The organism is Flavobacterium lipolyticum, assembly GCF_020905335.1.
Lineage (GTDB): Bacteria > Bacteroidota > Bacteroidia > Flavobacteriales > Flavobacteriaceae > Flavobacterium > Flavobacterium lipolyticum.
Genome location: NZ_JAJJMN010000001.1, coordinates 3,484,504 through 3,499,706, shown reverse-complemented (window position 1 = coordinate 3,499,706; position 15,203 = coordinate 3,484,504). Strand labels below are relative to the sequence as shown.

At 35.5% G+C, this 15,203-nt stretch carries 12 protein-coding genes; 10 read left to right on the top strand and 2 right to left on the bottom strand.

Annotated features, from left to right (window positions below; genetic code table 11):
- Positions 1 to 5 precede the first annotated feature (5 nt).
- The 10 genes from LNQ34_RS14980 (at position 6) to LNQ34_RS14935 (ending at position 13,040) form a co-directional block, all read left to right on the top strand.
- Complete coding sequence (locus LNQ34_RS14980; RefSeq protein ID WP_230000313.1) at positions 6 to 1,544, top strand: serine hydrolase; 1,539 nt, start codon at positions 6 to 8, stop codon at positions 1,542 to 1,544.
- Positions 1,545 to 1,797: 253 nt separating this feature from the next.
- Complete coding sequence (locus LNQ34_RS14975) at positions 1,798 to 4,020, top strand: RelA/SpoT family protein (RefSeq protein ID WP_202703695.1); 2,223 nt, start codon at positions 1,798 to 1,800, stop codon at positions 4,018 to 4,020.
- A gap of 215 nt (positions 4,021 to 4,235) precedes the next feature.
- On the top strand, positions 4,236 to 4,694 hold the full coding sequence (locus LNQ34_RS14970; protein ID WP_017495397.1) for a Fur family transcriptional regulator: 459 nt from the start codon (positions 4,236 to 4,238) through the stop codon (positions 4,692 to 4,694).
- Between the two features lie 95 nt (positions 4,695 to 4,789).
- Positions 4,790 to 6,061, top strand: coding sequence for an adenylosuccinate synthase (locus tag LNQ34_RS14965; protein WP_017495398.1), 1,272 nt, complete (start codon positions 4,790 to 4,792; stop codon positions 6,059 to 6,061).
- Between the two features lie 56 nt (positions 6,062 to 6,117).
- A complete protein-coding gene (gene nudK / locus LNQ34_RS14960) occupies positions 6,118 to 6,699 on the top strand; it encodes a GDP-mannose pyrophosphatase NudK (RefSeq protein WP_202703709.1) in 582 nt (193 codons plus the stop codon).
- Positions 6,700 to 6,793: 94 nt separating this feature from the next.
- Positions 6,794 to 8,251, top strand: coding sequence for a tetratricopeptide repeat protein (locus LNQ34_RS14955; protein WP_230000312.1), 1,458 nt, complete (start codon positions 6,794 to 6,796; stop codon positions 8,249 to 8,251).
- Positions 8,252 to 8,286: 35 nt separating this feature from the next.
- A complete protein-coding gene (locus LNQ34_RS14950; protein ID WP_230000311.1) occupies positions 8,287 to 9,780 on the top strand; it encodes a S41 family peptidase in 1,494 nt (497 codons plus the stop codon).
- Between the two features lie 55 nt (positions 9,781 to 9,835).
- On the top strand, positions 9,836 to 10,723 hold the full coding sequence (locus LNQ34_RS14945) for an alpha/beta hydrolase (protein WP_230000310.1): 888 nt from the start codon (positions 9,836 to 9,838) through the stop codon (positions 10,721 to 10,723).
- A 95-nt stretch (positions 10,724 to 10,818) separates the two neighbouring features.
- Positions 10,819 to 11,694: a L,D-transpeptidase gene (locus LNQ34_RS14940; protein ID WP_230000309.1), complete on the top strand. Its 876-nt coding sequence runs from the start codon at positions 10,819 to 10,821 to the stop codon at positions 11,692 to 11,694.
- Between the two features lie 200 nt (positions 11,695 to 11,894).
- The gene (locus LNQ34_RS14935) at positions 11,895 to 13,040 is read left to right on the top strand and encodes an FAD-dependent oxidoreductase (RefSeq protein ID WP_230000308.1); all 1,146 of its coding nucleotides are present in this window, start codon (positions 11,895 to 11,897) and stop codon (positions 13,038 to 13,040) included.
- Positions 13,041 to 13,108: 68 nt separating this feature from the next.
- Here LNQ34_RS14935 and LNQ34_RS14930 read toward each other — a convergent pair whose 3' ends face one another.
- Both LNQ34_RS14930 and guaB read right to left on the bottom strand, forming a co-directional pair.
- Positions 13,109 to 13,501, bottom strand: a complete 393-nt coding sequence (locus LNQ34_RS14930; protein ID WP_230000307.1) for a hypothetical protein — start codon at positions 13,499 to 13,501, stop codon at positions 13,109 to 13,111.
- Between the two features lie 6 nt (positions 13,502 to 13,507).
- The gene (gene guaB, locus LNQ34_RS14925; RefSeq protein ID WP_017495404.1) at positions 13,508 to 14,980 is read right to left on the bottom strand and encodes an IMP dehydrogenase; all 1,473 of its coding nucleotides are present in this window, start codon (positions 14,978 to 14,980) and stop codon (positions 13,508 to 13,510) included.
- Positions 14,981 to 15,203: the final 223 nt, after the last annotated feature.

The following is a 15,203-nucleotide window of genomic DNA, read 5'->3' as shown; positions in this document are numbered from 1 at the left end:
CCGTCATGAACTACAAATTATCACTTTTAGCCTTCTTATTTAGCTTTACCCTTTCAGCACAAATAACCAATCCGGAAGTAGATGATCTGGTCAACCGTACCCTAAAAGCATTTGATGTGCCCGGAATTGCAGTGGCCATTGTAAAAGACGGAAAAGTAGTTTTGGCAAAAGGTTATGGTGTAAAATCAATTGCAACACAGCAAAAAGTGGATGCCAATACGCTGTTCGGGATTGCCTCCAACAGTAAAGCTTTTACTTCGGGAGCACTGGCAATACTAGTTGACGAAGGTAAAATAAAATGGGATGACAAAGTGGCAAAATACCTTCCTGATTTTAAAATGTACGACGATTATGTAACCCGTGAATTCACGATTCGTGACCTGTTAACCCACAGAAGCGGACTTGGGCTTGGAGCCGGAGATTTGATGATCTGGCCCGACGGAAGCGATTTTAAAGCGCAGGATATTATTCACAATCTAAGGTATTTAAAACCTGTTTCTGGTTTTAGAACCAAATACGATTATGACAACCTGCTCTATATCGTTGCAGGCGAAATTGTACATATAGTAAGCGGTAAAACCTGGGCTGAATTTGTAGAAGAACGCATCATGAAGCCTTTGGAAATGAGCAATAGTGTGGCTTCAGTGAAACGTTTAAAAGACACCACAAACGTTATCACCCCTCACGTTCCGGTTGACGGAAAACTCAAAACTATAAAACGTTATGAAAACCAACTTTTTGATGGAGCAGCCGGAATTTATTCCAGCGTAAACGATTTAAGCAGATGGGTTATTTTACAGCTTAAGAATGGGAAATACGGCGATAACAAACCACTATTTTCAGAAAAAGAACACAATGAAATGTGGCAATTGCAGACCATTATACCTGCAAAAACAAGACCACCGTACAACACTCATTTCTCCGGTTATGGTTTAGGCTGGTTCCTAAGTGATGTAAAAGGATACAAGCAGGTTTCACATACTGGAGGACTGGAAGGAAACGTAACTCAAACCACTTTGATTCCGGAATTAGGATTAGGAATTATTGTTTTAACCAATCAACAATCGGGAGCAGCTTTTAGTGCCATTACCAATACAATAAAAGACAGTTATCTGGGGATTAAATCAGAAGACTATGTGACGATTTACAGCACTCGAATGAAAGACAGCGAAGCATCGGCCGATAAAGTAACCGATGAAGTTTGGGCAACAGTTGCTAAAAACAAAAAAGACAAACTAAAAACTGACTTTTCTAAGATTACCGGAACTTACAAAGACAACTGGTTTGGCGAAATTACCATTACCGAGAAAAAAGGAAAAGTATATTTTGCTTCCAAACGCTCTCCGCAACTGGCCGGTGAAGTATTTTTCTATAAAGACGGAAATTACGTCGTGAAATGGAACAATGCTTTCTTTCATGCCGATGCACATCTGCTTTTCAAATACGACGAAAGTGGCAAAGTCCTTAACTTAAAAATGCTTCCAATTTCTGAATTAACTGACTTTAGTTACGATTTTCAGGATTTGGATTTTTCGAAAGAATAATTTTTTAGTTTGCAGTCGCAGTTTGCAGTCGCAGTTTACAGTTGCACCTGCTAAACAGTATCTCTTTCAACCTTTTTTCACACCCAACCCGATTTAAAAGTGAAAACTGGGACTGAAAACTGAGACTGAAAGCAGTGCTCAAAAACTTGAAACTTAAAACTTGAAACAAAATAATTTCATTCTAAAATCAACCTTCCATTCCCTTGCGTATATTCAAACTTATTCTTATTTTTAGTACTTGAACTATGCCGTTATGATAGAAATAGATATTGAAAAAGAAAATAAAGCAATTGCACAAGAGTATAAAGAGTTACTTCGAATCAGTTATCAGACTTTAAGTCCCGCCGACAAAAAACTTATCCGTAAAGCATTTGATGTTGCAGTTGATGCGCATAAAGAACAAAGACGTAAATCCGGAGAAGCGTATATCTTTCATCCTATTGCAGTTGCGAAAATTGTTGCCTCCGAAATTGGTTTGGGAGCGACCTCTATCGCTGCGGCCCTTTTGCATGATGTTGTTGAAGATACTCCTTTGACAGTAGAAGATATTGAACGTTTGTTCAATCCGAAAGTTGCACAATTGGTAGAAGGTTTAACCAAAATATCATTGGTTCAGAGAGATTTGAATGCCTCCATGCAGGCTGAAAATTTCCGAAAAATGATCCTGACACTGAACGATGACGTACGTGTTATTCTGATCAAACTGGCCGATCGTTTGCACAATATGCAAACTATGGATTCGATGGCGGAATACAAACAAACTAAAATCGCCTCAGAAACACTTTATATTTATGCCCCTCTTGCCCACCGTTTGGGATTGTACAATATCAAAACCAAACTGGAAGATTTAGGTCTGAAATATACAGAACCAAATGTTTACAACGACATTGTAAGCAAAATCAGAGAGACAAAAGAAGAACAAGACGCTTATATCAAAGACATTTCAGATGTCTTAAAGAAATCTTTAGACAGTGAAGGTGTCGATTATGTCATTAAGGGACGTCCAAAATCTATTTACTCCATTCGTCGAAAAATGCGTGCTCAAAATGTAAGTTTTGACGAAGTGTACGATAAATTCGCCTTAAGAATTGTGTACAAATCAGATCAGCATGATGAAAAATTCGTAGCCTGGAAAATCTATTCCATCGTTACAGATCATTACAGACCGAGCCCGAGTCGCTTGCGTGACTGGATTTCCTCTCCAAAATCAACCGGTTACGAAGCCCTTCACATTACGGTTATGGGGCCAAAAGGCCGTTGGGTTGAAGTTCAGGTTCGAAGCGAACGTATGGATGAAATTGCCGAAAAAGGATATGCCGCACATTACAAATACAAAAATGGCGCAACCGAAGAAAGCGGTCTGGACGTATGGCTGAATTTACTCCGTGAAGCACTCGAGAATCAGGAAACCAATGCTGTAGATTTTGTTGAAGATTTCAAAATGAATTTATATTCTAAAGAAATCTTTGTCTTTACACCAAAAGGAGAAATCAAATCACTTCCAAAAGGAGCTACATCGCTTGATTTTGCTTTTAGCATTCACTCCGAAATTGGAATTAAAACCCGAGGAACACGTGTCAATGGGCGATTAGTACCCTTGAATCACGAGTTAAAAAGTGGCGATCAGGTTGAAGTTATAACCTCTGCCAATCAAAAACCAACTGTAAACTGGTTGGAATACGTAACAACTTCGCGCGCGAAAACTAAAATTAAAAATGTTCTGAACGAGAACACCAAAAAAATCGCCGAAGAAGGAAAAGAACTCCTTACCCGAAAATTAAAACATCTTAAAATCACTATTAACGAACAAGTTATCAATGAATTGGTTAACTTTTTCAAACTTAAAACCAGTTTAGATTTATTTTACAGAGTGGGAATTGGTGCGATCGAAAATCAGCAATTAAAAGATTATGCGGCGCAAAAAAGCAATACGTTTATCAATTTCTTCAAAAATAAAATTAAGCGAAACAAGGACAACACCGCTTCAGAAGACATTCACAAACCAATCATCAGCAGTAACTACGACATGCTGGTTTTTGGAACAGAGCATGACAAACTCGATTACAAACTCTCCCCATGCTGTAACCCGATTCCGGGAGATGATGTTTTTGGATTTGTGACCATCAATGAAGGAATCAAAGTTCATAAAAAAGACTGTCCGAATGCGATTGGCATGCAGTCCAATTATGCTTACCGTATTATGAGTGCCAAATGGATTGACTCTTCTCAGGAAGAATTCAAAGCCATTATCAACATAACAGGAATGGACGTTTTAGGACTTACCAATCAATTGACCAGAGTCATTTCGAACAACATGAGTGTAAACATCCAGAGCATTTCGTTAAGCACTGATGCCGGAATTTTTCACGGACAAATTGCTGTCATCGTACAGAACAATACCATTTTGAAGAAAATGATCAATGCCATTAAAAAAATTGACGGAGTTGATAAAGTAACAAGAGAGTACAGAACTTAAAAATTGTTAATAGTTTATAGTTTGTTGTTTCAAGTTTCAGGTTATGAGTTCTGGATATTAAATTCTGAAACTTAAAACCTAAAACTTAAAACTTAAAACCTGAAACCTGAAACTCACAACGCATAACTTTTTTAACCTATCTATAAGGGTTTTATAACTAAACTTTAAACCCGAAACTTTTATTCATTAAAAATAAAAAATTATCTTTGCCGGATATGACACTCATTTCAACTGACAACACTAGAAATCAAGAAATTGTAAAAAATGTTTTTACACTGTATCTTGAGCAAAAAGGGCATCGCAAAACTCCTGAGCGTTATGCTATACTTCAGGAAATTTACGATAGCGAAGAGCATTTTGACATAGAGAACCTATACATCAAAATGAAAAACAAGAACTATCGTGTGAGTAGAGCTACATTGTACAACACGATTGAGCTTTTGTTAGACTGCGCTTTGGTTAGAAAACATCAATTTGGACAAAATCAGGCTTACTACGAAAAATCATATTTTGATAAACAGCATGATCATATTATCATGACGGATTCTGGTGAGGTAATTGAATTTTGCGATCCAAGAATTCAGACCATCAAAAAAACAATCGAAGAAATATTTGACATTGAAATCACAAATCATTCGTTGTATTTCTACGGAAACAAAAAGCAAAAACAATAATTCCGAAGGGTCTTATTCAGAAAATATAAAAAAGAAAATTAACTACATTAATCAGTGGGGCAACAGGAATTGCCTCAACGCAAATTAAAAAGAGAATGACCGTAGATTTATTACTAGGATTACAATGGGGAGATGAAGGTAAAGGAAAAATTGTTGATGTACTTACCTCAAATTATGATATTATTGCACGTTTTCAAGGAGGACCAAACGCAGGACATACATTAGAATTTGACGGAATTAAACACGTACTTAGAACCATTCCTTCCGGAATTTTTCATAAAAAATCAGTAAACATCATTGGTAATGGTGTTGTAATAGACCCGGTGGTTTTTCAAAAAGAAATCGAAGGTTTAGAGAAATTTAACCTTGATATCAAAAGCAAACTGATCATTTCAAGAAAAGCACATTTAATTTTACCAACTCACCGCTTATTAGATGCAGCTTCTGAAGCATCTAAAGGAAAAGCAAAAATCGGATCTACTCTTAAAGGAATTGGGCCAACTTACATGGACAAAACCGGAAGAAACGGATTGCGTGTTGGAGATATTGAACTGGAAGACTTTAAAGAGCGTTACAGAGCATTGGCTGACAAGCACGAAGCCATGATTGCTTTTTATGATGTTGCTATTCAATACAATTTGGCTGAACTTGAAAAAGAGTTTTTTGAAGCGATCGAAGAATTAAAGAAATTAGATTTTATTGATAGTGAAGAATACATGTACCAGGCTCAAAAAGCAGGTAAATCAATCTTATGTGAAGGAGCTCAGGGTTCTTTATTAGATGTTGATTTTGGAACTTATCCATTTGTAACTTCTTCAAACACTACAGCTGCCGGGGCTTGTACCGGTTTAGGAATTGCTCCGAACAAAATCAAAGAAGTATATGGAATTTTCAAAGCTTACGTTACACGTGTAGGTAGCGGTCCATTCCCTACTGAACTTTTTGATGAAGTAGGTGCAACAATGGCAAAAGTGGGTAACGAATTTGGATCCGTTACAGGAAGACAAAGACGTTGTGGATGGTTAGATTTAGTAGCTTTAAAATATGCTGTTCAGGTAAATGGGGTTACTCAGTTAATGATGATGAAAGGTGACGTACTTTCTGGATTTGAAACGTTAAAAGTTTGTACTGCATACAATTATAAAGGTGAAAACATCTCTCACTTTCCTTACAACATCGAGCCTGAAAACGTAACTCCTGTTTATAAAGAGTTTAAAGGATGGCAAGCTGATTTAACAGGAATGACGACTTACGATCAATTACCGGTTGAGCTAAAAGAATATATTGAGTTTATTGAAGCAGAAGTTGGAGTACCGATCAAAATTGTATCGGTTGGACCAGACAGAAAGCAAACAATAACAAAATAACACCTCTAAACGCTCTGATAATCAGAGCGTTTTTTTTACACCAAACATTTCTAATGATGAAAAATCCAAAAATTAAAGTTACCGAAACCCAATTATTATCAGACAATTGGTACTTGCTGAACAAAGTAACTTTTGATTATGAAATGAAAGACGGCAAAATAGAATCTCACATTCGTGAAGTGTATGACCGCGGAAATGGAGCTGCCATTTTATTGTACAACACCTCTAAGAAAACCGTTATCCTGACGCGACAATTTCGTCTGCCGACCTATCTCAACGGCAATAAAAGCGGAATGATGATTGAAGTTTGCGCAGGACTTTTAGATCAGGATCATCCGGAGCAGGCTATTATTCGCGAAACCGAAGAAGAAACCGGGTATCGTCTGCAGAAAGTAGAAAAAGTAATCGAAACCTACATGTCACCAGGATCTGTAACCGAAATTTTATATCTATTTATCGGAGAATATGACGAGACCATGAAAGTAAACAACGGCGGCGGATTAGACGCAGAACAAGAAAATATAGAGGTTTTGGAATACACCTTTGATCAGGCTTATGCCATGATTCAATCGGGTGAAATTACAGATGCAAAAACGATTTTATTGTTACAGCATGCCAAAATAAAAGGTTTGATTTAAATAAGGGATTTTTTATTATTTTTAGACTGGAATTAAGTTTTTCTTTTAAAAAATATAGCTAAATTTCAGTCTAATAAAACCAAAATACCGGAAAATGAAACTAAAATTTTTACTCCTTTTTTTAAGCCTCACCCTTTACTCCTTCTCACAAAAACTTCAACGAAATGTTTTTGAGTACGAAAAATTAAAATCTGATAATTTTAACTTGTGCGACGAAGCCGCTAAGAAAGAACAAAAAAACATTTTAAGAAAGCTTGAAGAAAACAATAGCACAAATGCTGTAGTCCTTTCTAAAAAACTTTATGAAACCAAAAATGATTGTTTTGGAACCTTTGAAATTTATGGATATTCTTTGTTTCGAAATGGACAATGGCTTGAAGGAATTGACATTATTGAAAAAGGAATTGCGAAATTTGGAAGTGTTCCAGAATTAATAAAAAGAAAATCTGAAATGAGTCTGGAAATGGCAAAACTAGGTACCAGACAACGAAATATCGATGGAAATTCCGTTTTTAAAGCCGATTCTCTCCAATATGACGAAGATCAATTTAAAGAAGAAAACCTAAAATCTGCTCTTATTGATCTAGAATATCTGATCAAAACATATAACCGAAGCGAAGAAATTTATTATGCAGCTAAAATTCAACAACTTTTAACCAATTACGACAAATCAAATGAAACGTTCAAAGCGCTTTTGAATGATGAAAAATATAAAAACGCTGCTCTATTCAATATAGCTGACAATTATATTGCACTAAAAGATTATAACAGTGCCGAAACAGAATTCAATAAAATACTGGTAGACAATCCTAAAGAAGCTGCAATTTATGATAAACTAGCTGAAATCTATAATTCCAAAAATGATAAAGTAACAGCATCAGAATTAACTAATAAAAGTACTTTCTACAGAAACACTCCTGCTGATTCAGATCTGGAATACAGCAAAGAAAACTTCGAATTGCTTCAGTTTTTTGGGACAGATAAAAACAAACCCGGTAAAAAATTAAAAAAACTTCAAGAAATCTCAAGCCAAAACAAACAGCAATATACAATAGACGTCTGTTTGATGATTTTAAAACTACATGCAAATCATGGAAACGGTGTTGAAGAAAAAGCAACCGAAATATTAAAAAATATCGGAAAGCCTTCTATAGAAAAAGTTAATAAACTTTTTCAAAGTAACGTCTCTACCTGTACAATTACTAATTTGGCCGATATTATGGCAGCAGTAAAAGATGAAAATTCATGGAAACTTATGAAAAAGTATCTATCCTATATTGCCAATATGCCAGTGACATTAATTCCGCCAAATTTACCGGAAAAAATGATTCAGTTTAATGAAGACAAAGGCATAACAGAAATCCTTATAACAGTAAAACCTTTGCTCGCAAAAGAAGACAACAATGATGCCCTTAGTCAATTGGCAGGATTTGGACACTATGTTTATTATTCTCCTTTAGGAAAAGTAAATAAAGAAAAACTAAAAAAAATAGCAACTGAATTAAAATATTCGGATAAAGAATTTAGTTTGTTACAAGACAAAATTAACTAGTCAAAAATCAGTACTTAGATCCTAAAGCCCTTGAAATGTCAAAATTTAAAACATTACTTTTTCTGTTTTTTCCGTTTCTTCTCTTTTCACAAAATGAAAAATGGCCTGCTGCAAAACTAAAACAGGATTTATCCACTTTTAAGGAAATTAGAGAAAAAGCCAATTCAGGGGTTTATAAGTACCGTACAAAGAAACAAATAGACAGTATTTATTCCTGGGCGTTTTCAGAATTAAAAAAGCCTAAATCGCTACTGAATTTCTATAAAATAATCCTCAAAATCACTGACTTTGAAGGCAGCGTACACAATAACACCACTCTTCCTGATGATTTTCAAAACAAATACACCTCAGGAAAAGTTTTCTTTCCGTACCCTGTTAAACTAATTGGCGATAAAGTAATTATCAATTTTAAGAATACTGAAATTCCTGTAGGGTCACAAATTCATAAAATAAACGGTATTAAAATTGAGAAAATAATCTCTCGTTTCTACAAATATTACACGACCGACGGTTATAACATTTCGGGAAAATCAATCGGAATCAGTGCTTCATTTGGAAGGTATTTCGAACTGGAATTCGGCCCCAAAGAGCATTTCCTGGTCCAATATTCACTCCCCGATCAGACTCAAAAACAATCCAAAAAAGTTCTTGCTGTTTCGAACGAGACAAGAAAAGAAAACTTTAAAAACCGCCATTCTCTGCCTGTAGACAGTCTGTATTACGGCAAAATCAAAAATAAATATACTTTTAAGATATGCACACCCCATACAGCATTACTTTCCATACCTACTTTTGCCATTGGCATGAATGCAGAAGACAAAGAACATATCGTCTATAAAAAATATCTGGACAGCTGTTTTCAGCTTCTCACATTGCATCCTGAAATCAAAAATTTAATTGTAGATGTTCGAAGTAATGGCGGTGGAAGTGACCCCAACGATCTTGTCGCTTTTTCTTATCTGACACAAAAACCGTATCGGGAAAACACATCCGCATTTATCAATTTTCAAAAAATTCCTTTTCCCCAATATTTTGTTTACGAAGAAACAGAGCCCAAAAAACAAATGGAGGAACTAAGTGAATTTGAAGCGGAACTTAAAGAAGAATACCCGGAATTGAAAGGCAAAATATACCTGCAGGATCCCAAATTCAATCGTTTATTACAGCCCGACAAAAACAACTTTCAAGGGCAGATTTATTTATTAATTAGTCCCAGAATCGCATCTGCGGGATCACTGTTTGCTTCTTTAGTTACAGGCCATACTAATGCTATAGTTATCGGCGAAGAAACAATGGGCGGTTATTACGGGCATAACGGGCATACACCTGTGGAATATGAACTGCCTAATACAAAAATAAAAACGCAATTTTCGATTGTCAACTTAGAACAGGATGCCCCTAAGAAACCCAGTCAGCTTTTTGGCAGGGGCATCATTCCCGATCATGAGATCAAACAAAACATACCCGATTTTATACAAAATAAGGATACTCAGTTTGAATATACTTTGAAATTAATTGAGCAGAAATAAAATGAAATTGTTTAAGAATAAAATTTTAAGAATAATACTATTCATTTTTATACTTATGAATAGTATTGCTATTTTTCACGCCTATAAGTTTACTCATTTTACAGAAAATAACGCAGTAAAAACTAAAAGCCCCGAGAAATTATCTCTAATTGATAAAGCAAAAACTCTATTCCTGGGAGTCAATAATCCTAAACCAAAAAACAAGAAAGCTCCAACCCAAAAATATCAGATTTTAAACCTTAAAAGCAACAAGGAAATTGAATGCTGGTTTATCAAAAATAAAGAACCCAAAGGAACTGTTATACTTTTTCATGGTTATGGAGGAGAAAAATCCTCAATGATTGAACGATCAAATGAATTTATCAAATTAGGATTCAATACAGTTCTTGTTGATTTCATGGGAAGTGGAAATTCTGAAGGAAATCAAACTACAATTGGTTTTAATGAGGCTAAGCAGGTAAAAACTTGTTTTGACTACGTTACCAAGACAGGAGAACAAAATATTTATTTATTTGGAACTTCCATGGGAGCTGTTTCAATAATGAAATGCATAAAGGATTATAAAATAAATCCCAAAGGTATAATTATCGAATGTCCCTTTGGTTCAATGTACAAAACTGTCTGTGCCAGATTTAAAAAGATGAATGCACCCACATTTCCAATGGCAGGTTTATTAGTGTTTTGGGGCGGCTTACAAAATGGCTTTTGGGGATTTAGCCACAATCCGACAGAATATGCAAAAAATATCTCCTGTCCGGTTTTATTGCTTTACGGAGAAAAGGATAAAAGCGTAAGCAGAGAAGAAATAAATGCGATTTATAAAAATTTAAAAGGTCAAAAAAGAATTAATATCTATAAAGCAACCGGACATGAAAATTATCTAATCAAAAATAAAATTCAATGGACAAAAGATGTTACAGGATTTATAAATTCGGTACAGTGAAAAATTGTAAATGAAAATCCAACAAACTATTCAGGTAATTGTATAAACGATTTGACTAGTAATCAAATAACTTTACTAGTATAAAAAAAACAATTATGAGAAAGTTACGATACCCCTCAAGTATTTTACTACTGATCGTTCTCGTTTTAATAACTTCTTGCAAAAAGAACGAAACTACTGAATCTAAGAGCAAAGTCAAAAAAACGATCGAGTATAAAAAACCAAAGTCAGTCTCTTATCATTTTGAAAACACCAAAGAATGGCTTAAAACCAATGCTTCCGACAGCAGTAAACTTCGCATTGCCTACGCTCTAAACCGAACAGACCGAAAAAATTTCGTAAAAATGGATTCGGTTATTATTCCAGTCGATTTCAACGGCGATTTGGTGTATTATCTTCCGTTTCCTTTGCACGTTACCGCCTTAGAAGAGGTCTCAAAAGTGATTCTCTTTTCTTATCCTTCTCAGGCATTTGCTGCTTATGAAAATGGAGCACTAATCTATACAGGCCCAACTAATATGGGAAGAAAAAAAGATCCTACTCCAACCGGATTATTCTTTACCAATTGGAAAGCCGAAAAAACAACCAGTACCTTCAATGACGAATGGGACTTAAAATGGAATTTTAATATTGAAAATAAACTGGGTGTTGGATTTCACCAATATGATTTACCCGGATATCCGGCATCACATTCTTGTTTGAGATTACAGGAAAACGACGCCAAAGATCTTTACAAATGGGCTGATGAATGGATCTTAAAAGACAGAGAAAATGTAGAAATAAAAGGAACTCCGGTAATTGTTTTTGGTAACTACCCATTTGATGCACCAAAACCCTGGTATGCATTAGTAAAAAACCCTAAAGTACTTGATCTCTCTGAATCCCAAATAGAAATGCAGATCCGGCCTTTTTTAAAAGAAATACTGGAAAATCAAAAACTTAGAGAAGCGAGACAAACCACTACACCATAGCCCTGTTTTATAAAAATGCATATCACTAAAATCAGTCAAAACCACTTCTTAAAAGGTTCTGGCTGATTTTTTTTATAAAATTTACGCCCCCACTGAGCCACTGAACCTTTGAACCTTTGCGTTTTTAAAACTATTTAATATATAAATGAATAAACGTTCATTTATTATTTATGTATTTGCTGCATAATTAAAAACAAGACATGAACCATTCCCTTATAAAAAACAAAAAGATCGCCATTATTGGTGGCGGACCTGTTGGCTTAACAACAGCAAGAATTTTACAAATTAATGGCGCCGACGTAACGGTATACGAAAGAGATTTGAACGCTCAGGCCAGAACTTCAGGCGGAACATTGGATATTCATTTAGATTCTGGTCAGAAAGCAATTGAAAAAGCAGATTTAATGGGCGAATTCTATAAATATGCACGTCCAACCGGTGAAAAAATGGCTGACCTGCACGGCAACATTACTTCGACTGAAATGCCTGATGAAGAAAATGCCTATACCCGACCTGAAATTGACCGTAATGATTTAAGAAAAATCATGCTGGAGAATCTAAACGAACATACAGTAGTTTGGAACAGTCATTTAACCCATATGGAGAAAACCGGAGCGCAATATCATTTAGAATTTAAGAATGGTACCACTGCAATTTCCGATTTCGTAATTGTAGCCAACGGCGGGAGATCAAATGCCAGAAAATTGGTAACCGATCTGGAACCTCAACTTTCAGGAACGTATATCATTCAGGGAGAAATTGCCGATCCGGATCGTGATTACCCTGAATTCAAACCTAAATATGGCAACGGAAATGTAATGGCAATGGGGGAACAAAAAATGTTCTACACCCATACGTTACGTGACGGTTCGGTACATTTTGGAGTTTCTTTCAAAGCAGATGAAAATTGGATTTCAAACAACGGAATCGACTTTGAAGACCTCACTGCAGTAAGAGTTTTTTTGAATGAAACCTTTAAAAACTGGAGCGATGATTATAAAAAATTCTTTAACGCAGCAACTGATTTTTCCGGATTGCCTTTACGTTTGTTTTCATTAGAAGATTCCTGGAAAGAACACTCCAACATTACACTTGTTGGAGATGCAGCTCATTTAATGCCTCCCTTTGCCGGTGAAGGTGTCAATATGGGATTATTTGATACTTATCACTTAACCGAAAACTTAACCAACGGAAAATTTGCAACAATTGATGACGCTATTAAAGATTACGAGGAAAAAATGTTTGGTTATGCATTAGGAGCTCAGCACATGACAAAAAAAATGGAAGATTTATTGCATTCTGATATTTCATCTGAAGATATTTTGAACAGCCGATTTGAAGTTTAAACATCTTATTTACAAAACAAAAAAAGGCGTAAGATTTAAAACCTTACGCCCTTTTCTTAATTTATAACTTAACAAATCAGGATTTCAATTTCATTTAACTCAATTTGCTTTCGTTTTATTCCATAAACTTTTTTAAACAAATTTAAAACACTAAAAGGATTAGCGCCCAACATTGAATAAAACACCGTTAAATCTTCATAATTATGAACCGAAATTTTAAATGTTGACTTATTATTAACTTGAAAACTAAAAAATTTCACAGCTCTTTTTCCGTTTTTATAATCCCTTCCTTTTAAACTTTTTTCATTCAAAAGAATAGACTCATTTGTTTTTAAATCCAGAATCTCAATAAAAAAATCAGGATTTGCCTGTACATCAAAACCTCCTAAAATAAAAATTTCATAAAACCCGTAATATAAATCAACTTCAAGAATATCATTTAACTTGAATTGTAAATTCATATTGGATTATCTGGAATAATTCGGAGCTTCTTTTGTAATAGTTACGTTATGCGGGTGACTTTCAGTAATTCCGCTTGAAGTAATTCTAACGAAACGTCCAGATTCCTGTAAAGTTGGAATATCTTTTGAACCACAGTATCCCATTCCGGCACGAAGACCACCAATGAACTGAAGCATACTTTCGTTTAATTCACCTTTATAAGGAACACGCCCTACAATTCCTTCCGGAACTAATTTTTTAACGTCGTCCTCAACATCCTGGAAATAACGGTCTTTAGATCCGCCTTGCATTGCTTCAACAGAACCCATTCCACGATACGATTTAAATTTTCTTCCTTCGAAGATAATCGTTTCTCCCGGAGATTCTTTTGTTCCTGCCAGTAATGAACCTAACATTACACAATCAGCTCCTGCGGCGATGGCTTTAGGAATATCTCCTGTGTAACGGATTCCACCATCGGCAATTACCGGAACACCACTTCCTTTGATAGCCGCAGCTACTTCAAGAACTGCTGAGAATTGCGGGAAACCAACACCGGCAACGATACGGGTTGTACAGATAGAACCCGGTCCGATACCCACTTTTACACCGTCAGCACCGCTTTCTACTAAATATTTAGCAGCTTCCGGAGTCGCGATGTTTCCAACTACTACATCTATTTGAGGGAATTTTGATTTTACTTCTTTTAATACATTGACTACACCTTCAGTATGTCCGTGAGCAGTATCGATGATAATTGCATCAACACCCGCTGCCACTAAAGCTTCCGCTCTTTGAACAGCATCTCCGGTTACTCCAATTGCCGCTGCCACTCTCAAGCGTCCGTAAACATCTTTGTTAGCGATTGGTTTTTGAGTCAGTTTTGTGATATCTCTGAAAGTGATTAAACCTACTAATTCATTATTAGCATTTACCACTGGTAATTTTTCGATTTTATGCCCTTGTAAAACTACCTCTGCCTGCTCTAATGAAGTTCCTTCAGCAACCGTTACTAAGTTTGTACTGGTCATTACCTCAGCAATTGGTCTTGCTCCATTTTTTTCGAAACGCAAATCACGATTGGTAACAATTCCTTTTAGTATTTTATTCTCGTCAACGATTGGAATACCACCAATTCCGAATTCTTTCATTGCATTTTTAGCATCTGCAACAGTTGAATTTGTTGGTAAAGTTACCGGATCGATAATCATTCCAGATTCTGCACGTTTTACTCTTCTAACTTTCGCAGCTTGTTGCTCGATCGTCATATTTTTATGTAAAACACCAATTCCGCCTTCCTGAGCCATAGCAATTGCCATAGAACTTTCCGTAACGGTATCCATAGCAGCTGATACTATTGGAACATTTAGCGTTATATTTCGTGAAAACTTTGATTTAATGCTCACTTCGCGGGGAAGCACATTGGAGTAGTTAGGTACTAATAATACATCGTCGTAAGTTAAACCTTCGCCGATAATCTTGGAGTTGTGTGCTATCATGGTGCAATTTCTAGTTGAATTGCGTGCAAATATAGTAAATAAATTGATAACTTGGATGCTAAGTTATTCTTAAATTTATAGTTAAGGAATTAATCTTACAAATGAACAGTATGATAAATTCCAATTATTAGAACCTAAAACCTGAAACCTGAAACCTAAAACCTAAAATCTAAAACCTGAAACCTAAAACCTGAAACCTAAAACCTAAAATTTGGAATTTTTA

Bases quoted from the DNA above. Each gene is read 5' to 3' on its own strand.
- LNQ34_RS14980 (WP_230000313.1), top strand. From the start codon at position 6: ATGAACTACAAATTATCACTTTTAGCCTTCTTATTTAGCTTTACCCTT.
- LNQ34_RS14975 (WP_202703695.1), top strand. From the start codon at position 1,798: ATGATAGAAATAGATATTGAAAAAGAAAATAAAGCAATTGCACAAGAG.
- LNQ34_RS14970 (WP_017495397.1), top strand. From the start codon at position 4,236: ATGACACTCATTTCAACTGACAACACTAGAAATCAAGAAATTGTAAAA.
- LNQ34_RS14965 (WP_017495398.1), top strand. From the start codon at position 4,790: ATGACCGTAGATTTATTACTAGGATTACAATGGGGAGATGAAGGTAAA.
- nudK (WP_202703709.1), top strand. From the start codon at position 6,118: ATGAAAAATCCAAAAATTAAAGTTACCGAAACCCAATTATTATCAGAC.
- LNQ34_RS14955 (WP_230000312.1), top strand. From the start codon at position 6,794: ATGAAACTAAAATTTTTACTCCTTTTTTTAAGCCTCACCCTTTACTCC.
- LNQ34_RS14950 (WP_230000311.1), top strand. From the start codon at position 8,287: ATGTCAAAATTTAAAACATTACTTTTTCTGTTTTTTCCGTTTCTTCTC.
- LNQ34_RS14945 (WP_230000310.1), top strand. From the start codon at position 9,836: ATGAATAGTATTGCTATTTTTCACGCCTATAAGTTTACTCATTTTACA.
- LNQ34_RS14940 (WP_230000309.1), top strand. From the start codon at position 10,819: ATGAGAAAGTTACGATACCCCTCAAGTATTTTACTACTGATCGTTCTC.
- LNQ34_RS14935 (WP_230000308.1), top strand. From the start codon at position 11,895: ATGAACCATTCCCTTATAAAAAACAAAAAGATCGCCATTATTGGTGGC.
- LNQ34_RS14930 (WP_230000307.1), bottom strand. From the start codon at position 13,501: ATGAATTTACAATTCAAGTTAAATGATATTCTTGAAGTTGATTTATAT.
- guaB (WP_017495404.1), bottom strand. From the start codon at position 14,980: ATGATAGCACACAACTCCAAGATTATCGGCGAAGGTTTAACTTACGAC.